The sequence below is a fragment of the Paenibacillus sp. CR_12 genome (assembly GCF_041953985.1).
GTDB classification, from domain to species: domain Bacteria; phylum Bacillota; class Bacilli; order Paenibacillales; family Paenibacillaceae; genus Paenibacillus_AQ; species Paenibacillus_AQ lautus_A.
This window is the reverse complement of sequence record NZ_JAVFHO010000002.1, coordinates 1,842,577-1,864,211: the sequence shown is the minus strand read 5'-3', so window position 1 is coordinate 1,864,211 and position 21,635 is coordinate 1,842,577. Positions and strand designations below refer to the sequence as shown.

The 21,635-nt window shown below is 51.6% G+C and carries 17 protein-coding genes, 1 pseudogene and 1 other annotated feature; of the genes and pseudogenes, 11 read left to right on the top strand and 7 right to left on the bottom strand.

The features are described from left to right. The first annotated feature begins 168 nt into the window (after positions 1-168). On the top strand, positions 169-453 hold the full coding sequence (locus RB297_RS12310; RefSeq protein ID WP_096776170.1) for an autorepressor SdpR family transcription factor: 285 nt from the start codon (positions 169-171) through the stop codon (positions 451-453). Next, positions 437-1,075 (top strand): SdpI family protein, encoded by a 639-nt coding sequence (locus RB297_RS12305; protein WP_375120550.1) that lies wholly within the window; start codon positions 437-439, stop codon positions 1,073-1,075. The genes RB297_RS12310 and RB297_RS12305 overlap by 17 nt, the downstream gene beginning before the upstream one ends. 100 nt (positions 1,076-1,175) lie before the next feature. On the opposite strand, the gene RB297_RS12300 is transcribed toward RB297_RS12305, so the two are convergent. Then, positions 1,176-2,159 (bottom strand): glycoside hydrolase family 43 protein, encoded by a 984-nt coding sequence (locus RB297_RS12300; protein WP_375120549.1) that lies wholly within the window; start codon positions 2,157-2,159, stop codon positions 1,176-1,178. Between the two features lie 167 nt (positions 2,160-2,326). On the opposite strand from RB297_RS12300, the gene RB297_RS12295 reads away from it, so the two are divergent. Together RB297_RS12295 and RB297_RS12290 are read left to right on the top strand one after the other, a co-directional pair. Beyond that, positions 2,327-3,676 (top strand): aminotransferase-like domain-containing protein, encoded by a 1,350-nt coding sequence (locus tag RB297_RS12295; protein WP_375120600.1) that lies wholly within the window; start codon positions 2,327-2,329, stop codon positions 3,674-3,676. A gap of 32 nt (positions 3,677-3,708) precedes the next feature. Beyond that, complete coding sequence (locus RB297_RS12290) at positions 3,709-4,083, top strand: winged helix-turn-helix transcriptional regulator (protein ID WP_192570941.1); 375 nt, start codon at positions 3,709-3,711, stop codon at positions 4,081-4,083. A 66-nt stretch (positions 4,084-4,149) separates the two neighbouring features. On the opposite strand, the gene RB297_RS12285 is transcribed toward RB297_RS12290, so the two are convergent. The 3 genes from RB297_RS12285 to mgtE form a co-directional block, all read right to left on the bottom strand. Then, positions 4,150-5,226 carry an SDR family oxidoreductase gene (locus tag RB297_RS12285; RefSeq protein WP_375120548.1) on the bottom strand — a complete coding sequence of 359 codons (1,077 nt, stop codon included), beginning with the start codon at positions 5,224-5,226 and terminating at the stop codon, positions 4,150-4,152. A gap of 272 nt (positions 5,227-5,498) precedes the next feature. After that, positions 5,499-6,095 carry a DUF1349 domain-containing protein gene (locus RB297_RS12280; protein ID WP_375120547.1) on the bottom strand — a complete coding sequence of 199 codons (597 nt, stop codon included), beginning with the start codon at positions 6,093-6,095 and terminating at the stop codon, positions 5,499-5,501. Positions 6,096-6,284: 189 nt separating this feature from the next. Next, entirely contained in the window at positions 6,285-7,640 is a 1,356-nt protein-coding gene (mgtE, locus tag RB297_RS12275) for a magnesium transporter (protein ID WP_375120546.1), read from the bottom strand. A gap of 211 nt (positions 7,641-7,851) precedes the next feature. Between mgtE and RB297_RS12270 the strand changes: the two genes are divergently transcribed. Beyond that, on the top strand, positions 7,852-8,772 hold the full coding sequence (locus RB297_RS12270; RefSeq protein WP_096776162.1) for an aldo/keto reductase: 921 nt from the start codon (positions 7,852-7,854) through the stop codon (positions 8,770-8,772). 146 nt (positions 8,773-8,918) lie between these two features. On the opposite strand, the gene RB297_RS12265 is transcribed toward RB297_RS12270, so the two are convergent. Continuing rightward, on the bottom strand, positions 8,919-9,815 hold the full coding sequence (locus tag RB297_RS12265; RefSeq protein ID WP_375120545.1) for an NAD(P)-dependent oxidoreductase: 897 nt from the start codon (positions 9,813-9,815) through the stop codon (positions 8,919-8,921). Positions 9,816-10,171: 356 nt separating this feature from the next. On the opposite strand from RB297_RS12265, the gene RB297_RS12260 reads away from it, so the two are divergent. Further along, the gene (locus RB297_RS12260; RefSeq protein WP_375120544.1) at positions 10,172-11,128 is read left to right on the top strand and encodes a 3'-5' exoribonuclease YhaM family protein; all 957 of its coding nucleotides are present in this window, start codon (positions 10,172-10,174) and stop codon (positions 11,126-11,128) included. Between the two features lie 64 nt (positions 11,129-11,192). Here RB297_RS12260 and RB297_RS12255 read toward each other — a convergent pair whose 3' ends face one another. Beyond that, positions 11,193-12,650 (bottom strand): sensor histidine kinase, encoded by a 1,458-nt coding sequence (locus RB297_RS12255; RefSeq protein WP_375120543.1) that lies wholly within the window; start codon positions 12,648-12,650, stop codon positions 11,193-11,195. Beyond that, positions 12,647-13,342: a response regulator transcription factor gene (locus tag RB297_RS12250; RefSeq protein ID WP_192570948.1), complete on the bottom strand. Its 696-nt coding sequence runs from the start codon at positions 13,340-13,342 to the stop codon at positions 12,647-12,649. The genes RB297_RS12255 and RB297_RS12250 overlap by 4 nt, the downstream gene beginning before the upstream one ends. Before the next feature lie 344 nt (positions 13,343-13,686). Between RB297_RS12250 and RB297_RS12245 the strand changes: the two genes are divergently transcribed. The 5 genes and pseudogenes from RB297_RS12245 (at position 13,687) to RB297_RS12225 (ending at position 21,608) form a co-directional block, all read left to right on the top strand. Further along, complete coding sequence (locus RB297_RS12245; protein ID WP_375120542.1) at positions 13,687-14,895, top strand: DUF418 domain-containing protein; 1,209 nt, start codon at positions 13,687-13,689, stop codon at positions 14,893-14,895. A 428-nt stretch (positions 14,896-15,323) separates the two neighbouring features. Then, positions 15,324-16,393, top strand: a pseudogene (locus RB297_RS12240) (bifunctional 3-deoxy-7-phosphoheptulonate synthase/chorismate mutase). Between the two features lie 81 nt (positions 16,394-16,474). Next, positions 16,475-16,704: a binding site (T-box leader), on the top strand. Between the two features lie 95 nt (positions 16,705-16,799). Then, the gene (locus RB297_RS12235) at positions 16,800-18,368 is read left to right on the top strand and encodes a 2-isopropylmalate synthase (RefSeq protein ID WP_096776155.1); all 1,569 of its coding nucleotides are present in this window, start codon (positions 16,800-16,802) and stop codon (positions 18,366-18,368) included. A gap of 427 nt (positions 18,369-18,795) precedes the next feature. After that, positions 18,796-20,367, top strand: coding sequence for an extracellular solute-binding protein (locus tag RB297_RS12230; RefSeq protein ID WP_096776154.1), 1,572 nt, complete (start codon positions 18,796-18,798; stop codon positions 20,365-20,367). A 29-nt stretch (positions 20,368-20,396) separates the two neighbouring features. Beyond that, positions 20,397-21,608, top strand: coding sequence for a glucuronate isomerase (locus tag RB297_RS12225; RefSeq protein ID WP_375120541.1), 1,212 nt, complete (start codon positions 20,397-20,399; stop codon positions 21,606-21,608). Positions 21,609-21,635: the final 27 nt, after the last annotated feature.

Genomic DNA, 21,635 nt, shown 5'->3' with positions numbered 1-21,635 from the left:
TCGTCGTTTATAGGCAAACAATAATTACGACCATGGCGATGGGGCTTGACGGGATGCCCATTTTGCATTCTATTTAGATTTTTTTCAAAATAGGTATTGCAATTGAATGCAGATGTAAGCGATAATGTATTTAGATGAAATTCTAAATAGAAATATGGGTGATGCACATTGGGGTTTCCGGAAACATTCAAGGCGTTATCTGATCCGGTGAGACGGGACATCCTGGTTATGCTCAAACGCGGCAAAATGTCAGCCGGAGAGATCGGTCAGCATTTCGATATGACCGGGGCGACCATCTCGTATCATCTGTCGCAGCTGAAGAAGGCCGGACTGATATTTGAAACAAAATATAAAAATTATATTTACTATGAGATCAACGTATCCGTCTTCGAAGAAATCATGCTGTGGTTTTCACAATTTAACGGGGGGAAACAAGATGAGGAAAAAAAATAGCTCGATGCTGGTTTTAACAACGCTGATATGCTTATTGCCGATTATTTTATCGATGACGCTGTACAGCCAATTGCCTGAGCAGGTGGCTGTTCACTGGAATGCGGCGGGCAATCCGGATAATTATGTGCCTAAGGCGGTTGCGGCGTTTGTGCTTCCGTTGATTACGGCGGTTATTAACGTCATTGTCAATGTGGGGCTTAACAACGATCCTAAGAAAATGAACGCTGCCCCGGTTTTAAGAACGATGGGTCTATGGCTCATCCCCGCACTGTCTTTCATTCTCATGCCAATCACGCTGTTTAAGGCTATGGGGGCCGAGCTGCCGATCCAGACGATTGCACCGGCTCTAGTGGGCATGCTGCTCGTGATCACCGGCAATTATTTGCCGAAGAGCAAACAGAACTATACGGTGGGCATCAAGCTGCCTTGGACGCTGAACAGCCAGGATAATTGGAATAAAACGCATCGTTTTGCCGGGTACCTGTGGATGGCAGGCGGAGCGTTCATGATCCTGACGGCGTTTCTGAAGGTGAACCTTGCCATCGCCATCGTCCCTGTCATTATTCTGATCGCGGCGGCTCCGGCGATTTACTCTTTTTCTTTGTTTAAAAAGGGCGTGTAACGGACGGGGCCTGCAACAGATGAACAATATTGCGAACGGCAACAAGCTGACTCCATAATGTGGGTCAGCTTGTTTATTTTACGGCATAGCTTGTGACGGCTTATTTGCCGTATGGGTCAATCGTCTGGATGGTGCCGTCCTCGTTGTAGGTCAGCTCGGTGAATTTGACGCTGCGTTTGTTGTCTGCTCCGCCGGACAGGGAGCTGTCATGGTAGAAGAGATACCATTTATCCTGGAATTGAACGATGGAGTGATGGGTCGTCCAGCCGATAACGGGTGTCAGAATCGTGCCCTTGAACTCAAAGGGGCCCGTCGGACTTTCACTCGTGGCATAGACGATTTTGTGCGTTGATCCGGTGGAGTACGATAGATAGTAGATGCCTTTGTATTTATGAACCCAAGGCCCTTCAAAATATCTTCGCTCTTCATCCCCCGCAACGATCGGGTTGCCCTTCTCATCCACGATGGATATTTCTTGGGGCGACTCCTTAAAAGTAAGCATGTCGTCGCTCAGCTCAGCGACCCGCGGTCCGATGGCAGGCGCATCTGCTGCAGGTCCCTCCGCATCCGGAATGTGTGAACCGGTCTGCCATTGTTCCAACTGTCCGCCCCAGAGACCGCCGAAATAAATATAGGCCCGGTTATCGTCGTCCACGAATACGGCAGGATCGATGCTGTAGCTGCCCGGAATGTAATGGGGCTCCGGCTTGAATGGACCGGAAGGCGAAGAGCTTGTAGCTACGCCAAGACGAAAAATATCGTCATGGTCCCTGGCAGGAAAATATAAATAGTAAGTGTCGTTCTTGAAGGCAGCATCCGGTGCCCACATTTGCTTCTTCGCCCATGGAACATCCTTCACATGAAGGGCTTCGCCATGGTCCACGCATGGAGCGTTCACATCCTCCATCGAGAGAACGTGGTAGTCCTCCATGTCATATTGGTCGCCGTTATCATTGGACGTGTTCTCGTGATCCAGGTCGTGGGATGGATAAATATAAATTTTGCCCTCGAATACGTGGGCGGAAGGGTCTGCGGTATAGATATGGGTTACGATCGGTTCGTTAGGCTTTACGGGCTTGGTCATCACATGTCCTCCTCGATTCTTGCATTGTAAGCGCTTGTATATATTTTATCAGACGCTTTCCACTCAAAAAACCTAATAAAATTAGGTTTTTCACCTAAAAATATTAGATCTTTTGGGATAAAGGGGAGTCGGATATAATCAAGCATAGAAAAGACAGGAGGTGCATGATGCAAAAATACTTGTCCATTCTCTCGGAGCTGGAAACCAAAATTTCGGAAGGACAGTATCGTCCGGGGCAGAAGCTGCCTTCCGTGCGGCGTGCGGCAGCCATGTACGGATGCAGCATCAGCACCGTACTGCGGGCATACGCCGAGCTGGAGAAACGGCATGCGATTTATTCCGTATCCCAAAGCGGGTATTATGTGGTTGACCGTCCGAAATCGGAGGAGGACGGGAGCGTTCATGCGATGATCGATTTTTCTTCGGCCTCCCCGGACGTGAATGTATTCCCGTATTTGGATTTTCAACATTGCCTGAACAAGGCGATTGATACCTATAAATATGAGCTGTTTACGTATGGCGATACGCAAGGGATGGAGAAGCTTCGCCATACCCTGGTCTCTCACCTGGCCGGAAATCAGGTGTTCACTACCGCCGAGAGAACCGTGGTCACGGCAGGCGCTCAGCAGGCGCTCGAGATCTTGGCGAAAATGCCGTTCCCTGGCGGAAAGTCCATCATTCTGGTGGAACAGCCCAGCTACAATAACTACCTGAAGTTTCTGGAGAGCGAGGGGTTCCCCGTTATCGGAATCGCGCGCACGGCAGCTGGCATCGACCTGCAGGCTTTGGAGGAGCAATTCCGAACCGGACGCATTAAATTTTTCTATACGATGCCGAGATATCATAATCCGCTGGGCACTTCCTACGGCGCCGAGCAGAGGAAGGCCATTGCAAACCTGGCGACCCGATATCGCGTTTATATTGTGGAAGACGACTATATGGCCGATTTAGGCGAAGAACGGGGATACGATCCAATCTATGCGTACAACAGATCCTCGCACGTGGTGTATCTGAAGAGCTTCTCAAAGATCATTTTTCCCGGACTGCGATTAGGGGCCGTCGTCCTGCCGGAACGTTTGCTCGAAACGTTCCATGCCTACAAAAGTTACGGGGATACGTCGCTGCTTTCCCAAGCGGCACTCGAAATTTATATCAGCAACGGGATGTACGAGCGGCATAAACAGAAAATTTACAGCCAGTACGAAACCCGAATGCAAGCTTTGAACGCTGCGGTGCAGCGGATCGAGGGGACCGGGTTCATTGAAGCCGTGCCCGGCGACGGCGGTATATATCAGCTGTTTAAGCTGCCCCAGACCGTGAACCTGGAGCGGTTGATCAGGCGGCTGAAGGAACGGAACGTTCATGTGGTGTCCGGCAAGCTGTTTTATCTGTCCGACTACCTGATGCGCGAGAAGTTTATACGTATCAGCATTTCCAGAGCGCGATTGGATCAGATCGAGGAAGGTGTTCGTGTTATAGTGGAAGAAGTAAAGCGGGAGATCGGAAATCTGTGGTAATGCCATATGTGTAACGAAGGAGCGAGGCTTGCATGGAGTCTAAAGAAAAAGTGTACAACACGGCGGTCGAAGCTACGCTGGAGGTCATTGGCGGAAAGTGGAAACCGGTCATTCTCTTTCATCTTACTTTCGGCAAAAGGCGAAATAGCGAATTTTTAAGCCTGATTCCCCAGATCACCCAGAAAATGCTGACACAGCATCTGCGGGAGCTGGAAGAGGAGGGCGTTATAGTACGCAAAACGTACAATCAGGTTCCACCCAAGGTGGAGTATGAACTGAGCGAGTATGGCTGGAGCCTGAAGGAGATTCTTCATCTGATGTGCCGATGGGGAGATGCGCATATCGAGCGAAAATACGGCGAGTCCGCAATCGTGCTGGAAAAGCCTGCACTTGAAGAAACGCATTAACCTGCAGGAGAAGAGCCGGCTATTCCTCTTATAGTCGGCTCTTCGTCATGCAGGTTGCGCGTTCGCTTATGGAATGACTTTACGCCGCCGGAGCTCGTCAAAGATGTTCATGAACATGGCCTCCGTATCGACATACTCATGAAACCCGAAGCGGCGGGCCTTCGAGCCGTCTGCAAAGAAATCATAATCCCAGGAGAACACGAAATCACCGAACTTCCAGGATGAAAGCTCTTCATAATCGTGCTTCGCAAGCCCATGCTTCTCAATCATGCGATTCCAAACCGGCTCTTTATCCGCCATGACCGTTTCCAGATTCATCTGCAGGGGCGGTGCGGTTTCCATCTCAAAATACGATGCGATCTTCGGCCACAATTCGTTCCAGCGGAACAGGTCCCCGTTCGTAATATTGAAGGCTTGATTGGCGCAGCGTTGATCGGTCGCCGCCCAAACGGTCGCCTTCGCGAGCAGATCGGCATCGGTCATCTCCAGCAGGCTGTGATAGGCTCCCGGCTTACCTGGAAAACGCAGAGGAATGCCGAGCTCTTTCGAGATCGAGGCATAGACGGCAATGACCATCGCCAGATTCATCGGGTTTCCAAGGGCAAATCCGCTGACAACGGAGGGGCGCAGCGCGGACCAGGTCCAGGCTTTGCCTTGCTGCCGTACCTCCAGGAAGTTCTGCTGATCCACATTGAACTCCGGCGGCATATGATTCGCATCCGTTTCCCGGGCCGGCGTCTTGAACGGACCGAGATGCGCGCCGTATACCTTATAGCCCTGCATCAGACTGACATGCTGCAGATTGTCGGCAATGGGCTCGATCGCCTCCACGACATGAACGAGCATGGCCAGATTCGGCGCGACGAGTTCGGCCCATGTTGGCCGGTCCTGATAGGCTGCGTAGAAGATATGCGTCACTTCGGTCAAGGAGCTTAATTTGGCGATCGTATCCTCCCGATCAAGCAGGTCCGCGGAGATATAACGTACGCGGTTCGTGGATTCCCCGCCTCGGCGCGATACGCCGATGATATCCCAGCCTTGAAGCGTCGCAAGGTACTCGATGAGGTTGCGGCCGATCACCCCGTTGGCCCCTACAACCAAAGCCGTTTTTTGCGAATGATGTGAACGTTGATCTGTATTCATATAAGTTCATCTCCTAACGTCATGTTCTTGATTTAATGTCATTTTGCACGTTAGGGTTCGGCTTGAAAAGTACGCACTTTGAAGTGATGTAATTACTTTTTGGTAACGTTTAAGCAGTACCATCCCTTTTAACCAAGGAAATATTTGAACTGCATTTATTGAGGACAAGAACTTGCAACGTGTATCCTTATCAATAGCCGTGTAATGCTGCTAAGTGTAGGGCACGATTTGCGTCCGTAAACCAAAAAAAGAAGCAGCTCATGAGCTAACTTCTAAAACCTGCTTTCCTCATCGGATTCTGATAATAACAAAGACAGAAATTGGACTCGACAGCCTGCTCCCATCGGTGATTGAGCGACCACACCCGCAGTAAAAGGAATCGGGGCATCCATTCCGAAGTATCGAATCAATTTCCAAACTTCACCATCGGATGAGTAGTAAAAGGAAATCGTTTTGTCTTTCTTCGTCATTTTCAAATAAGGATTGCTGACGAATACACGCTCAGAATTACAGTCATCCGAAACACCGTTCCGAGTAACGACGGACACGATGGTTGCATGTTCACCATTGAATTCATAACATAGCTTGGCCCAATTGTTCTCGTCTGCCATCAACATCAAGCACCCGGAATCATATAAATGATGCATGTCTACCTGAAGCTGCGTTATTAGCTGGAATGTTGAATCAACCTGAAGATGAAGATAGGGTGCAGAATGAGCAAAATGTTTTCCTGCAGGGTCTTTGAAAAAATCAGCTTTCGATGGAGCATCCATGATGAGCCCGTCATCTGTCGTAAACTCCCAATGTCCAGGTTCATTAAGCCACATTAGTTTCTCTCTTGCTTCAGGATGAAATAAATTTTTACTCATCGCCATTTCTCCTCTTTTACGTATATGATAACGCGGATAGCATCCATTGCAAACTTTTTCCTCATTATCCCATAAGACCCAGACGATTTGAGATCAAGATATCCTTAAACTGGCGGATCCCAAAAAAGACTTCCGGTAATTTCCCGGAAGCCTTTTTATCGAGAGGGATGGTTAATCCCAAGTGCTCGGTTAGATATAGGTAAGAAACAGGGTAGCGATGCCAAAGTAGATAACAAGCGAGAGAATATCGTTAATGGTTGTAATGAGCGGACCGGAAGCCACAGCCGGATCGATCTTGAATTTGAACAGAATGAGGGGGATGACGGTGCCGGCCATCGTGCCCACGATCAGCGTGGCAATCAACGAGCTTCCGACCACAAACCCCAAGTAGAGGTTGCCCTGCCAAAAGTATGCGATCAGGGAAATCAGAATGCCGCACGTCACCCCGATCATCAGCCCGACCTTCAGTTCCCTGGCTAACAGCCGAAACACCAGCGATTTGGTCATTTCTTTGGTGGTCAAGCCTCTTACGATGACAGCAAGCGACTGCGTTCCGGTATTTCCGGTCATTCCTGCAATCATGGGCATGAAGAAGGCCAGCGCCACAACCTGCGCCAGCGTCTCTTCAAATCTGGAAATGATCGTTCCCGAGATCAGCCCGATGAATAAGAGCAGGATCAACCACGGCAATCTTCGATAGGCGGCAACGGTTGCTTTGGTGTTGAAGTCGATGGTTTTGCCTCCGGTGGCGTTCATTTTCCGAATGTCCTCATCGGCTTCCTTAATGACGACGTCCAGGATATCGTCAACCGTAATGATCCCAACAAGACGGTTGTCCTGCTCAACGACGGGGATGGCAACCAAATCGTATTTTTGGATTATGTGCGCAACTTCCTCCTGATCGGCATCCACGGGCACGGACAGCACCCGGCTGTGCATGATGTCCACGATATATTCCTCCGGCTCGGCCAAGATGAGTCCCCGGTAAGACACCACGCCCATCAGCTTCTTGTCATGATCAATGACGTACAGATAGTTGATGGTTTCCGAAATGGAGACGTAGGTTTTCAGCTTCTGGACCACCTCCGAAACGGTGTAATGCTGGGGGATCCACACATAACGGTTCGTCATGATTCGGCCGGCGGTTTCCGGCGGGTATTTCATCAGGTTCAGGACAAATTGGGATTCCTCGTCCCGCATTCCCTTGAGAAATTCGTCCTTCTGCTCGGGTGACAGCTCGTCCAGCAGAATGGCGAGGTCGTCGTTATCCATCAAGTCCAGGATGATGGCCGTTCTCTCTTTGCCCAGCCTGCCCAGAACTTCGATTTGCCGGTCATGCTCCATTTCCTGAATCATGTCGGCCAGTTGTTCCTCGTTCAGAAACTGCAGAAAGCGGGTTTGGTCCGTGTCGCTCAGGTGGCTATGTATTTTTGCCAGGTCATAAGGGAGAAATTCGTCGATGATGCGCTGAAAATCATTTGACGTCTTTGCCTTTAGACTCTCTGTAATGTCCGGCATCCATTGCTCAAGTGTCCGGGAATTCACGCCATGACTCCTCCTTTCTTGTTCCGTCCCATGATAACGAAATGTACGTATTATAGGGTTCACCATAACGACTTGTTGTTAAACAGCATGGATACGGCAAGTGCATGAAAAAAGGATTGGCGAACGAAAAAAGAATCCTCGGCAAGAGTTGCAAACGCTTGCATTTTACAATAAGATATAGGCGCACAAATTCATGAGTAGGGGTGAGTATATGAAATACAGACGTCTCGGGAAAACCAATTTGAAAATATCGGTAGTCGGTGTGGGAACCTGGCAGTTTGGCGGTGATTGGGGGAAGGATTTCAACCAAAAGGAAGTCGATGCCATCTTGACGCATGCCAAGGAGCTGGGCATTAATTTGCTGGATACAGCCGAATGTTACGGGCCCCATCATATGTCCGAGAATTTCATCGGTGATTTCTTGGCGCGCGACCGCCGCGAGGATTGGGTCATTGCCTCCAAGTTTGGCCATCGATGGCATGAGCAATGGGAGAATGCTTGGGATGCGAAGCAGATCCGAATTCAGCTGGAGGAATCACTTAAAGCGCTTCGTACCGATTATATCGACCTGTATCAATTCCATTCCGGCTCGGATGAAGTGTTCAACAATGATGAGATGTGGACGATGCTGGACAAGCAGGTCCAAGCGGGAACCATCCGAAATCTGGGCATATCCATCGGAAGCAACAGAAATATCTATCAAACCGACAAGGCGGCGGAGGTGAATGCCAAAGCCATCCAGGTCGTGTATAACCGTCTCGATCAGGCGCCGGAGGAAGAGGTTCTCCCTTCATGTTTGAAGCAGGATCTTGGCGTATTGGCGCGAGTTCCGCTTGCGAGCGGCTACTTAAGCGGAAAATACAAGCCTGGCACGGTGTTCAGCGACAATGTGCGCAAGAACCGTGACCAGGATGAGATCGACGCCAAGCTGAAGCTTGTGGAGGAGATCAAGCAGAATGAAGTGCCGGAGGGCGTGAATATGGCCGAGTGGGCCTTGGCCTGGTGCTTGAAGCATCCGGCCGTCAGCTGCGTCATTCCCGGCTGCAAGAGCGTGGAACAGGTGGAGATGAACGCGAAGGCCGTGGAGCTGGATTTGGTGCAGGACGACCATCCGGGAGCCTGGAACAAATAAGCCGCCAATAGGGCGAGGATCGAAAAAGCACCTATACAGGTGCTTTTTCTTGTGTCCTCCATAGGTATTGGAAGAATTCTATTCTAAATCTTCTCCAAACAGGCATAACCGGTAAGTAATGATCGCTCGATTAGGGCAGGGTAGGTTCAATGCGTGGATGCCGCGCTCTTCCTGAACGTTTCAATCAGGCTGGTAAAGCTGTCCCCTTCACGGCCGTTCGCCATCCCCCGCTTGAAGATCTGCAGAACCGCCTCAGGCAATGAAGCGTCCACCCCTGCGTCATGTGTGGTATGAACGATGTGCTCAACGCTGGCAGCACCCATAGCGAGCCGATCCACGTCCCCCGGATATTCTCCTGCATCGATGCGCGGCGTATAGAATTCAATGAATTCCGGCAGCGAAGACATGGTGCTGATCGCATGGGGCTTCAATTGCTCCGCCGTGATGCCGTTTGCTTGGCCGATTGCAACAGCGTGAAGATAACTGAGCATCCCTGTCCAGAACATATCCATTCCGATCTGATAATAAAGCGCGGCGAGTCCTGGATCTTCACCCCGGTAATCCGTACTTGTCAGCACTTCAAGCACTTCTTTATGTGCCTCGAAAACTTCGATGGGACCACTGTAAAAAGTGAACGACTCCGGTTTGCCTATACCCGAAGGAGGAACCTGCACACCGCCGGTAAGGTGCATGGCACCGTGGCCCGCCAGCCATTTGGCTGCTTTCCTGGCGTTCTCCGGGGTATCCGAGCTAAGATTGACGAAGACTTTACCCGCGAGTATGTCCGCGGCATTTTCCAGGATGGCGTACATCGCATCGTAGTCGGTAAGGCTTAGAATTACTAACTCATTAGCGTTCAGTGCTTCCTTAATAGTGACGGCTCTGACCGCACCCCGTTCGACAAGCTCATCGGCTTTGCCGGCCGTACGATTCCACAAAGTGACCTCATGACCATGGCTCAGATAAGTGCGTGCCATCGCTTGGCCCATCGGCCCCAGGCCTATGATCGTCACGGAGTTACTACTTGGATTACTGTTTCTCATATTGAATTATAGCTCCTTTCAAATAAGTCTGACCAAATGCTAAACGATGACACTAGTGTCAAAGTCAAGATCTTTGTTGCTGAGAATCATTATCAATTATGCAAGGCCAGATCTGGATGAATCCTGTCTGCATGTGGCTGAAAGCTTTTATTTGCTTCACGACGGCAAAGACATGGCTGATGCCATGGACAGTGCTGACGTTTCTAACCAAAGATGCCTTGTTAAGCGACTTTTGTACTTAATTGGAGTTTGCCCATGCAAGACTCGACGATGCTGCAGAGCTATTACAGGGTAATAGACTCACTGTACGGGACTTTGTTATAGTAAACGTAACGGGATTTTTTGGGGAGGAACAGATGAAACCTATTAATAAACTCAGCATACAAGATGATTTTGTCGGTTTTTATTTGTTAAAAGAATTGAATATGAGACAGACCAACGGCACGCCGCCGAAAGACTATTTCGATATTGTTCTCGCGGATGCCAGCGGTCAAATATCGGCCAAGTACTGGGATGTGACCATACAGGATAAAGAAACGTTCCTGCCGATGCAATTGGTCAAAATCCAGGGGACCGTACTGAGCTACAGGGACCAGCCTCAAGTCAAGATCAGCCGTATCCGCAAGGCCACCGATGCGGATGGCGTCTCGTTAACGGATTTTGTGAGGGCGGCGCCCATTCGCCCCGTGGATCTGTTACATACGATCAAACTTACGATGAACGAGATTACGGAGCCGCAGGTGCGAAGCATCGTACAGTATTGCGTGTCGAAGGTGGAAGAGAAGCTGATGCATTATCCGGCTGCCAAAACCTATCATCATGCCTATTACGCCGGGCTGGCTTACCATATCGTCCGCATGCTGGAGATTGGCGATTTCATCTGCAAGCAGCGGCCGTTTCTGAATCCGGATTTGATCAGGGCGGGCATTATCCTGCATGATATCGCGAAGCCGGAAGAGATGATCGCGCAGATGGGCATCGTAACGGATTACAGCAACCAGGGCAAGCTGATAGGGCATATCGCCCTGGCGTCCAACTGGATCGTGGAGGCGGCGATCGAGAACGGCATCGCGCTTGAATCCGAAGTGGTTTTGGGCTTGCAGCATTTGGTGCTTTCCCATCATAACCTCGGAGAGTGGGGCAGCCCGGTTCAGCCGCAAACGGCCGAGGCCGTCGCGCTGCATCATATCGATCTGCTGGATGCCAAGCTGCAGATGGTAGAGGACGCCCTGAATACGACGCTTGAAACGGAGCCATGGACACCGATGATCCGCGGCCTGGATAATAAAGCGATTTATCGGTTGAAGGTATGACGATGAAGGCATTCCCCGATCCATTGGATTGTGGGGATGCCTTTTCATTATGGCGCAGGAAGGCTCATGCTCCCTGGATCGGCAGCGTAAAACGCACCGTTGCCCCGCGAAGCGGGTTGTTCTCGGCTACAATATGTCCTCCATGGTGCTGAACGAGAAGTTTGGCGATATACAATCCCAGACCGGAATGCCCTTTTTGCCTGGAGGAATGCACCTGACCCTGATAAAAAGGCTTAAACACCTGCTGCAGATGCCGCTGCTGCCCAAAGCCTGTTCCGTTATCCGTGACGGCCATCACTACCTGCTGCTCGGTGATCTCGATGTGCCATAGAATCCGCCCGGCTTCAGGGGTGTAGCGAAGGCTGTTGGATACGAGATTGTCCAGAACCTGGATGATGCGATAGGGATCGAGCATGACCGGAGTCTTGGCCGTTCGGTTATCGTAAACCTTCGATTGGAAGGCGATGTTCTTCCCCCTGCATAAAGCGGCATATTCCCCGGTTTTTTCGTCCGCCAATTCTTCGATATCCACGGGAAGCGGCTGGAGCCGAAAAGACACCTTCTCGATCTCCGCCATGGTGTTCATGTCTTGAAGAAGCTTCGAAGCGCGGGTTGTGTTCCGTTTGATGACCTGCAGGTGCTGCAGCCGTTTGCCTTCATCAGGCTCCCCGTTCATCTGCTCCAGCCCCTCGACATGGCCTTGAACAATCGTTAGCGGCGTCCGAAGGTCATGAGCGAGCGCCGCAAACATGGTGCTTCGTTCTTGCTCCATTCTCCACTCCCGCTCGATGGAATGCTCCAGCTCCTGACGCATGTCTTCAAAAGCCTTCGTTAGCCGGTTTACCTCCGTAATGGACGAAGCCCCGGACATGCTAAAGCCTAAATTACGCTCTTTAATCATTTCGGCTCCTTGCAGAAGCTGCTGCAGCGGAGCGCTGATTTTTCGGCTGAACCGCCTGCCGAATACCAAGGTGAACAAAACGATATACAAAAATGGCGTCAGGAAGAACGCAAGGAACCCAAAGGTCACCAAGGGATTCAGCGCAGGATTGGCCGCCGTTACCTTCAGGCTGTATCCAACCAGCAGAGCCCCGATCAGATTGCCGTCTCGGGAGACAACCGGCTTGTATACTACGATTTCATTCATGCCGCTGCGCGTCTGGTTTAATCGCGCCAGGATCTTCTGCCGGCTAAGCGATTCATGGATATGAAGATCCCCGTACAAGGGTTTGCCGGTAAGGGACACGACCAGGTAGGACATGCCCTGTGAGGGAATCACCTTTTCCAGCTCGGCTTGCCCCTCCGTGCTCATGATGGAGTCGCCCCGGCTCTGGGCGTATTCCGTAATCACGGGGATTTGCGCCTCGTAATGATTTGCCGGGAGCGCGATGTCATGGTTGAACAAGTAACCCAGCAGCATCACGAGCAGTCCCCAGGTCACAAGCGTAGCCAGCAAGCTGCAGAGCAGAATCGAGACGAAATGGCGGGCGAACGTATTTTTGATGGAACGCTGTTTCGTCATTGGGGATCCCACTTGTAGCCGATGCCCCAGACGGTTTGAATAAAGCTGCGGTTCTGTGCGTGGGCGGCCAGCTTGGCCCGGATTTTCTTGATATGCTCGGTGATGGTAGAGTCGTCCCCATCGGCGTCCAAACCCCATAACTTCTCGTAAATCTGCTCCCTGGAAAAGACCTGTCCCTGATGCATCGCCAGCAGTTCTACGATCTGAAATTCCTTATTTGTTAGCGTGAGGTCGTGCCCGTTGCAGCTAACGGCATGCCCCCTGCAATCGATCGTCAGGGCTTGGAACCGCAGGATGCCCTGTTCTTTTTGCGTGTGGATTCGCTGTTCCCGCCGCAGATGGGCATGGATTCGGGCTTTTAATTCCGCGAGGCTGAAGGGCTTGAGCAGATAATCATCCCCGCCTGCCGCCAGACCTTTAATTCGGTCCATTTCACTCTGGCAGGCGCTCAGGAACACAATGGGGCACAACGTCGTTTCCCTTAGCTGCTTGCAGACCTCAATGCCGTCCATCTCGGGCATCATCACATCGAGTATGATCAGGGACGGATGCTGCTTGCTCTGGATTAACGCCTCCTGTCCGCTTCCGGCCGTGAGTACGCGGTAGCCTTCAAGCTCCAATGAATCTTGTATAAAAGAGATGATTTCTTCTTCGTCATCCACCAATAGGATCGTTTCGTTTGCCATATCCATTACATCCTCCAAGAAATAGCTATTCAAAAGGTCTATCTGGTAAGTGTACACGTCATTTCTAAAGAAAGAATAAAGAAATGGCCTGTTACTTGAAGTTTATATATGCCCCTACTTCAACGGAGCAGGCGGAATCGTTCTGGAGAAGCGGAAGCGGTCGCCTTTGCCCCCGGATTTCAACCATTCTTAAATGGATAGATAGAAATCTGGGGGCAACAGCGATCGGAAGAATGATCCGCATGCGCAGTGATGCTTAAGCTGCTGTATACTTACAGGCCAATTTGAGTTTCTTTATCCTTTCTTTATGATTGTACCTTAACCTGTAGGCACAATGATAAGGAGGTACGATGATGGCAACGAATTCACAGCCCAGAATACAGCTCATCGATAGCTTGAGGGGATTTGCACTATTAGGCATCTTTTTGGTGAACATTACGTTTTTTACGACATCGCTGCAAACCATTTCATTCGGGGTCGAATTATGGTCGGGCTGGTACAATGAAGTCCTGATGATGCTGCGCGGGATTGTCATTGACGGCAAATTCATTTTGATTTTTTCCTTCCTGTTCGGCTACGGCATGGTGCTGTTACGGGAAAGCAGTCAGGCGAAAGGCCGCAGTTTTAACCGCATCTATGCCCGAAGATTAACGGCTCTGCTTCTGATCGGCCTGATCCACGGAATCTTGATATGGTACGGGGACGTTCTAACGCACTACGCGCTTATGGGATTCCTCCTGATGCTGTTTCAGCGCTGCAAGCCGAAAACGCTGCTGATCTGGTCGGTATCCCTGCTGCTGCTCGTTCCCGTTCTGCTAACGGGGGCAAGCCTGCTGAACCCGGCATCCGGCCAGGTATTCGAGCCGTTTAGCCCGACGGATGCCCATCAGATGGGGATCTATTTCCAGGAGCGGGATGCCGCTATTTACGGGGAAGGGTCGATGGCCCAGATCATGGCTCAGCGGCTGAACGATTATATCAGCTCGATATTCAATATGGTGATATTTTACCCGCAAATTTTAGGCATGTTCCTGATGGGCGCCTACTTCTGCAAGCGCCGGATATTGCACGAGGTCCCGAAGCACCGGCAAGGGATTATCCGATTGGCCCTTCTGGGCGGAATCGCAGGTCTTGCGCTTCAGGTCGTGATGACGCTGGCGGTTGGACTTCCGTCCTGGGTCGAGGCCGCAGCCTTGTTCGTGGGGGCACCGCTCTTGGCGCTGGCCTACATCGGAGCGTTTGCACTTTTATACCAGAATAATTTCTGGAAGAAGGTGCTACATGGGTTTTCCTATCCCGGCAAAATGGCCTTCACCAACTATTTGCTTCAATCGATCCTGTGCGGATTGATTTTTTACAGCTACGGTCTGGGGTGGTACGGAACCATTGAGCCGGTCTGGCAGATGCTGATGGCCGTGATTATTTTTATTGTGCAAGCAGCCTGCAGCAAAGTCTGGTTCAAACGGCTCCCGATCGGCCCGTTCGAATATGTTTGGCGCCTGTTTACGTATTGGGGAAATCCCGTGAAACAAAGAGAAAGGGTGCATGCTCGTTCCTGAAGAATCAGGCCGCCCATTTAAATCATCGCTGCATCAAAGCACCCAAGCTTTAAATAAAACTCTTGCAATTTCAATCCGGGGTGTAATACAATGCTTCTTAATTAACCAACACGATATGTTATAACAAGCGATGATGGAAAGAGTAAGCGAAAGAACGTTCCTGACAGGAAAGGGCTGCCACCGACTGAGAGCGCCCAGGTGAAGGTTCTCCGCCGAAGTTCATTCCGGAGCTGGTATTCTGATCGTTTGCATGTTTCGTGCAAGCCGTAGGTTTACCCGTAACCCTTGCGTTAAGAGGTTCAAGTGAGATGTGCTTGCTATATTTTTCGCATATCTAATAAGGGTGGTACCACGACTCCTCGTCCCTTTCCGGGCGGGGGGTCTTTTTGTTTATATATACCAGAAAAAATGCGAGGGAGAGATTCTAGATGAGTCAAGGACGTTTGGAGCAATTGAGATCGGAGCTTGATACCGTCAATCTTCAGCTGTGGAGCTGCTGTCGGAGCGGGCGCGGATCGCCAAGGAAATCGGTCAGGAGAAAGTGAAGCAGGGAGTGCCAGATTTCGATCCGGTACGCGAGAAGAAAATGCTGGACACCTTGGTGGAACATAACCAAGGCCCTTTCGATAATGAGACGGTGCGTCATTTGTTCAAACAGATTTTTCAGGCATCCTTAAAGCTGCAGCAGGTCGATCATAAGAAGCATCTGCTGGTGAGCCGGAAGAAGAAGCAGGAGGATACGCTGATTCAGCTGGGCAGCACGGTGATCGGCGGCGGCACGCCGGTGATGATTGCAGGACCTTGTTCGGTTGAGAGTTATGAGCAGGTGCGCCAGGTTGCGGCAGCCCTCAAGGAAGCCGGCATTACCGTCATGCGCGGAGGAGCGTTCAAGCCGAGAACATCGCCATACGATTTTCAGGGCTTGGGCGTGGAAGGCCTGAAAATTCTGAAGGAAGTGGCGTCCGAGTTCGGGCTGAAGACGATCAGCGAAATCGTGGACCCTGCCCATATCGAGCTTGCGTGCGAATACATTGACGTCATTCAGATCGGCGCGCGGAACATGCAGAACTTCGAGCTGTTGAAAGCGGCGGGGGATGTCCAAACGCCGGTGCTGCTGAAACGCGGGCTTGCGGCTACGATCGATGAGTTCGTGCACGCTGCGGAATACATCGTGTCCCGCGGCAATACCCAGGTGATGCTGATTGAACGCGGCATTCGGACGTACGAGAAGGCAACGAGAAACACCTTGGACATCTCGGCGGTGCCGATCCTGAAACAAGAAACGCATCTGCCGGTGCTGGTGGACGTGACGCATTCCACGGGGCGCAAAGACATTCTGGCCCCCTGTGCCAGAGCGGCGCTGGCTGCGGGTGCAGACGGCGTGATGGTCGAGGTTCATCCCGATCCGGCCACGGCGTTGTCCGATGCGGCGCAGCAGCTGAATATTCCGGAGTTCCATGATTTCCTGGCTAACGTAAGGAAGTCTGGATTGTTGTAAGAAGCGTCGTTTTTAACTTCTGGAAAATGAAGGGTTGACAAATCGCCGTTCATTCCCTAAGATAGTTATCAAAATTCATATCGAAATGTTTTGATTAGAAATAGTAAAAGCGAAATGACTTTTCAGAGAGCCGTTGGCAGGTGCGAAACGGTAACGTCGTTCCCTTTGAACTCGTCTATGAACAGCTGCCTGAACATGTAGGGTTAGCCGGAGTTCCACCGTTACAGGGATAGATGGTGATGGCCATCGAAGAAGATCATTTTGCATAAAATGAATTAGAGTGGTACCGCGGGTTCAACCCCGCCTCTATACGTAGAGGCGGGGTTTTTTGTTGGTTAAATTCCGGGTTTAACCAACCCTGCTTGATATAGATAAACCAAGATCAGCGACCAAGGAGGAATTCCGAATGGAACGAAATATTATCGTATTGGACACAACCTTGCGCGACGGAGAACAGGTTCCCGGCGCCAAATTGAACGTACAGCAAAAAATCGAGTTTGCGCAGCAGCTGAAGCGGTTGAACGTCGATATTATCGAGGCGGGCTTTCCCGCGTCTTCGGCAGGAGACTTTCAGGCGGTTCAGGAAATCGCCCGCACCGTGGGCGACAGCGTATCGATCACTGCGCTTGCGCGCGCGGTGAAGGGCGATATCGATGCCGTATATGAAAGCATTAAGCTTGCGCAAAACCCGCTGATTCATATCGTGCTCGGTACCTCGAACATCCATGTGGAGAAGAAATTCAACCGCTCCAAGGATGCCGTGCTTCAGATGGGCGTAGATGCCGTGAAGTATGCCAAAACGCTGCTGCCTCACGTTCAGTATTCGACGGAGGACGCATCCAGGTCCGATTTTGAATATCTGTGGAAAACGATCGAGGCCGTGGTAAAGGCCGGGGCAACGATGATCAACGTGCCGGACACGGTCGGTTATGCCGTGCCGGACGAATTCGGCGAATTGATCCGCAAAATCAACGAACGCTTGAAAAACCTGAACGATCAGGTGATCCTCAGCGTTCACTGTCATAACGACCTGGGACTTGCTACGGCGAACACGCTCAGCGCCGTGCGGAACGGCGCCGAGAAAGTGGAATGCACCATCAATGGTTTAGGGGAGCGCGCAGGCAATACTTCGCTGGAAGAAGTGGTCATGGGACTGAAGGTCCGGGAGAATCATTTCAAAGCTTCCACCAATATCCGGCTCAAGGAGCTGATCCGAACCTCCAGGCTGCTGACGCATTTGACGGGCCTGGATGTGCAGGTGAACAAAGCGATAACGGGCGAGAACGCATTCGCGCACTCTTCCGGTATTCATCAGGACGGTCTGCTGAAGGATAAGCAGGTCTATGAAATTATGTCGCCGGAGGAAGTCGGCGCCGACAGCATGGAGCTGATCCTGACGGCGCGTTCGGGAAGGCATGCGTTCAAGAACGCGGTGGAGAAGCTGGGCTTCGAGACAGGCGAAGGCGAAGATTTTGAAGCGCTGTTTGAGAAATTCCTGCTGCTGGCCGATGCCAAGAAGGAAGTATATGACCATGACGTCTTTTATCTGGTGACCCAGCACCGCACCCATGAAGAAGTCAGCAGCCATCTGTACGAGCTTGACTCCTTCCAGGTCGTTACCAATGATCTGTATCCGACGGCAACCGTGAAGCTGAAGAAAGGCAGCGAGACATTCAGGGACAGTATGGTGGGGGATGGTCCGATCGATGCGCTGTACAGCGCCATTAAAGCGTTGGTCGGTTTGGACGTGCAGCTGAAGGATTACAAAATCAACAGTCTGTCGAGGGGAAAAGAAGCCATCGGCCGGGTAAACATTCGTATCGAATACCAGGGCAAAATCTATTCCGGACGCGCGATGGATACGGATATTATCAAGGCCAGCGCGCTGGCATTTCTTAACGGAATCAACGCGGTATTGCTTGATGCCGGCCACGATTCGCAGGCTCAGGCGCAAGCGCCGGTGAGTGCACGATAATAATGCCGATGAAACGGTTTGGGCAGCGGCAGGACATCCGAAAGCCGTGTTTGCCTGTACGCCCCATGAGTTGGCTGCGTTCACCGAAGGGCAAGTAATAACAGTAAGTAATATAAATGAAAGAACCGACTTCGCGTAGCCCCGGAGTCGGTTTTTTTGTGCGTTGCGTAAAGTAGCGTTGATGACAGCGTTCCGATCCGGGCATATAACGGGCCAGCATAGGAAAACACAGGCGAGCTGAAAAAAGTACATGTCAACCGACGGGATTTGAATGATATTATGAAAGCGTTTTATAACCTATGGTGATACTCTTCGGGGGGAGCGGGCTATCCGGCTTCATCCAAAGCCGGTGAGACTCGAAATCCGGGCAGTCATGTAGAAGCAACTGGATAGGCAATCTGCAAGAATAGGGAAGGAAGCGATGTGGATGAGAAGAAAATGGAGTTTTATTGTGATGAGTGCGCTAATCGCCTTAACGGCAGTCGGCTGTAACGGTGCCAAGGAAGCGGATGGAGGGAAAGCCGGTTCGTCCGGGGCCGCGGTTGATGGCAGGCTGTCCTTTACGATGTCCATGGCAACCAGCGGGAACAAACACGCCGAGCGTTCGAAGGATGTGAACGAAGAGAGATGGGTGAAGGAGCTTGAGAAGCGGACCAATACGGACATTCATCTGACGATGCTTCCGCTGAAGGATTTCGATAGCAAAATGACGCTGATGTTCGCTTCCAACGATATTCCTGACGTTGTCCAGAACGTGGGAGGGGCCACGAGCAAGGGGATGTCCGGCTCCGTAGAGGCCGGCGTATTCATGCCGCTTGACGATTTGCTGAAGGAGCATGCGCCGAACTTGATGAAGAGCGTGCCGAAGGAAGCGTGGCAGGAGACCAGCTATGACGGCAAAATATACGGAATCCCGGCCTGGCTGTCCAATCCGTCCCGGCGGGCGTTGTTCATCCGTACCGATCTGCTGGAGAAAACCGGCCTTCCGGCGCCCAAGACGGTGGACGAGTTTCTGGACGTGATGCGTGCGATGAAGAAGGAAGGCGTGGAATTCCCGTATCAGATGCGGGAGAATTTTAAATATGCCGATACGATATTAGGCGCTTTTGATGTGCTGCCGTCCCAGTTTGAGCTGCAGAACGGGGAGGTCGTACCCAAGTTCTTCGACGTGGAGAATATGACGAAGGCGCTGGAGACCTATAAGACCATGTACGACGAAGGCTTGATTCCGAAGGATTTTGCAACCTTGACATCCAGTGACTACGGCAAAAACAACGAGAGCGGCAAATCGGGCATGTGGTCGGCCAACGCGCAGCTGCTCGCGGAATACCGAGGCAAGCTGAAGAACGCCGTGCCGGAGGCTAAACTGGACATCATTCCTGCGCCGAAAGGACCCGAGAACGTCGGAGGCCATCTGCTATACTCCAGCATTAATACGTCTTACTACATTAACAGCAAGGTGTCGGAGGAAAAGGCGATCGGCATCATCAAGTTTTTCGATTGGATGCTGACGCCGGAGGCGGAAACGTACTTCTCGTTCGGAATTGAAGGCGAAACCTATACGAATGAGAATGGAACGGTAAAGTTCACGGCGCCGACTACGCCGGAGGCCATGGATGAGGACCGCTTCCGCGCCATGTTCTGGTTTGTGCACGATATGGTTTATAACAAGGCAAGAGAAGAGCTGACGGAAGACGGGCGGGACATGATCAAGTATATGGATACCGTGGTCTTCAAGGAAGGGCTCGGATCGATACGCTTCTCGCCTGCACTGGACGCGTATGCCAAATATCCGGATGCTGCCCCGCAGGGCGATGACGTGGGCCCGAAGCTGGTTCTTGATCATATGATCAAAATGATCTATGGCAGGGAACCGATCTCGGACTGGCCGAACGTAATCGAGGAATATAAGAAAAAAGGCGGCCTTGAAATCATCAAGGAAGCGACCGACCGTTACAACGAAGGGAAGGGCGTCGTCGTTTCGGAAAATCGAAAGTAGGCGATTTTTGAAGCGAAGGAGATGTTGGCATGAGCCTGCATGATAACGGCGGCAAACAAGCCGTGTTTTTTGAGCGAATTATGGGACTGCCGGTCTTTGATACCCATACCCACCTTGTCGGCGATCGGCTTGGCGCAAGGGATTTCTGGGAAATCGCGCACTACTTCTGGTTCTATCGGGAGCTCCAAGCCGGAGGCTATCCGGATGGAGCGGAGAAGCTGCCTGAGGAGGAACGCATAGCTGTATTTCTGAATGCCTACCGCTCGACGAGAAGCACGCTGATGAACTGGACATTCACTTCCATTATGCGCGAGTTATACGGGATCGGGATCAAGGATGAAGATTCGATCAGGGAAGCCATAACCGCAGTGCGGCATTCGGCCGCCGAAGAGGGATGGGCACAGCAAACGGCAGACCGGATGAATATCCGCCGGTTTGTCGTGAACCATCCGGAGCACGCTGCATTTCAAGGCATGCGGGATCCTGCGGTATGGATTCCCCGGATTGACGGAGCGCTGGGTCGATGGGTCGATCAGATCGTGCAATCCGACGAACCGGCCTGGACGTTTCACGCGGTACGGGACGAGATAAACCGGCAGCTTGACGGTTATAAAGATGCGGGCTGCCCGGGCATTATGACCACGCTGCCGCGGTATGAATCGAGCGCGAACCTCCGCCGGGAGATCGGCTCGGCAAGCGGACGTGACGACATCTTGATGGAGCTGCTGCACTTTATCTGTGCGGCAGCCGATCGAAACGGCTTGCTAGTCCAGCTGTTTCTGGGCGTCGAGAGGTCATGGTGCGGCACGGCGTTCCCTGCGAACGATACGGAGCGGATCCTGAAGCTCGCCGCTTTATTCGAGACATACCGTTGTCCTTTTGAGCTTGTGCTTGCGTCGGAGCTGAACAATCTGGATGCGGTGCAGGCTGCCTGGAATTTTCCGAACGTTCATGTCGGGGGGATGTGGTGGTTCAACTTCCGGGCAAGCACGTACCGGGACAGCATGCAGTACCGTCTGGAAGCACTCCCGGCCAGTAAAAGCTCGGTGATCGTTTCGGATGCCCGATGCATGGAATGGAGCTACGGCAAGATCCTGCTTGTGAAGAAGCTGGCTGCCGAGTTTCTGTGGGAGCGGGTCACGTCGGGCTGGATCGATGAAGAAACGGCGCTGCAGACGGCAGAAGAATGGTTCTACGCGAGTGCCGTGAAACGCTACGGCATATCCGCCGGAGGAGCTTGACGGACAACGAAAGTTTTTATGCAATAG

Coding starts and splice junctions, on each gene's coding strand:
- RB297_RS12285 (WP_375120548.1), bottom strand. CDS start 5,226: ATGAATACAGATCAACGTTCACATCATTCGCAAAAAACGGCTTTGGTT.
- RB297_RS12230 (WP_096776154.1), top strand. CDS start 18,796: ATGAGAAGAAAATGGAGTTTTATTGTGATGAGTGCGCTAATCGCCTTA.
- RB297_RS12270 (WP_096776162.1), top strand. CDS start 7,852: ATGAAATACAGACGTCTCGGGAAAACCAATTTGAAAATATCGGTAGTC.
- RB297_RS12250 (WP_192570948.1), bottom strand. CDS start 13,342: ATGGATATGGCAAACGAAACGATCCTATTGGTGGATGACGAAGAAGAA.
- RB297_RS12295 (WP_375120600.1), top strand. CDS start 2,327: ATGCAAAAATACTTGTCCATTCTCTCGGAGCTGGAAACCAAAATTTCG.
- RB297_RS12245 (WP_375120542.1), top strand. CDS start 13,687: ATGATGGCAACGAATTCACAGCCCAGAATACAGCTCATCGATAGCTTG.
- RB297_RS12265 (WP_375120545.1), bottom strand. CDS start 9,815: ATGAGAAACAGTAATCCAAGTAGTAACTCCGTGACGATCATAGGCCTG.
- RB297_RS12255 (WP_375120543.1), bottom strand. CDS start 12,650: ATGACGAAACAGCGTTCCATCAAAAATACGTTCGCCCGCCATTTCGTC.
- RB297_RS12280 (WP_375120547.1), bottom strand. CDS start 6,095: ATGAGTAAAAATTTATTTCATCCTGAAGCAAGAGAGAAACTAATGTGG.
- RB297_RS12300 (WP_375120549.1), bottom strand. CDS start 2,159: ATGACCAAGCCCGTAAAGCCTAACGAACCGATCGTAACCCATATCTAT.
- RB297_RS12235 (WP_096776155.1), top strand. CDS start 16,800: ATGGAACGAAATATTATCGTATTGGACACAACCTTGCGCGACGGAGAA.
- RB297_RS12305 (WP_375120550.1), top strand. CDS start 437: ATGAGGAAAAAAAATAGCTCGATGCTGGTTTTAACAACGCTGATATGC.
- RB297_RS12260 (WP_375120544.1), top strand. CDS start 10,172: ATGAAACCTATTAATAAACTCAGCATACAAGATGATTTTGTCGGTTTT.
- RB297_RS12290 (WP_192570941.1), top strand. CDS start 3,709: ATGGAGTCTAAAGAAAAAGTGTACAACACGGCGGTCGAAGCTACGCTG.
- RB297_RS12225 (WP_375120541.1), top strand. CDS start 20,397: ATGAGCCTGCATGATAACGGCGGCAAACAAGCCGTGTTTTTTGAGCGA.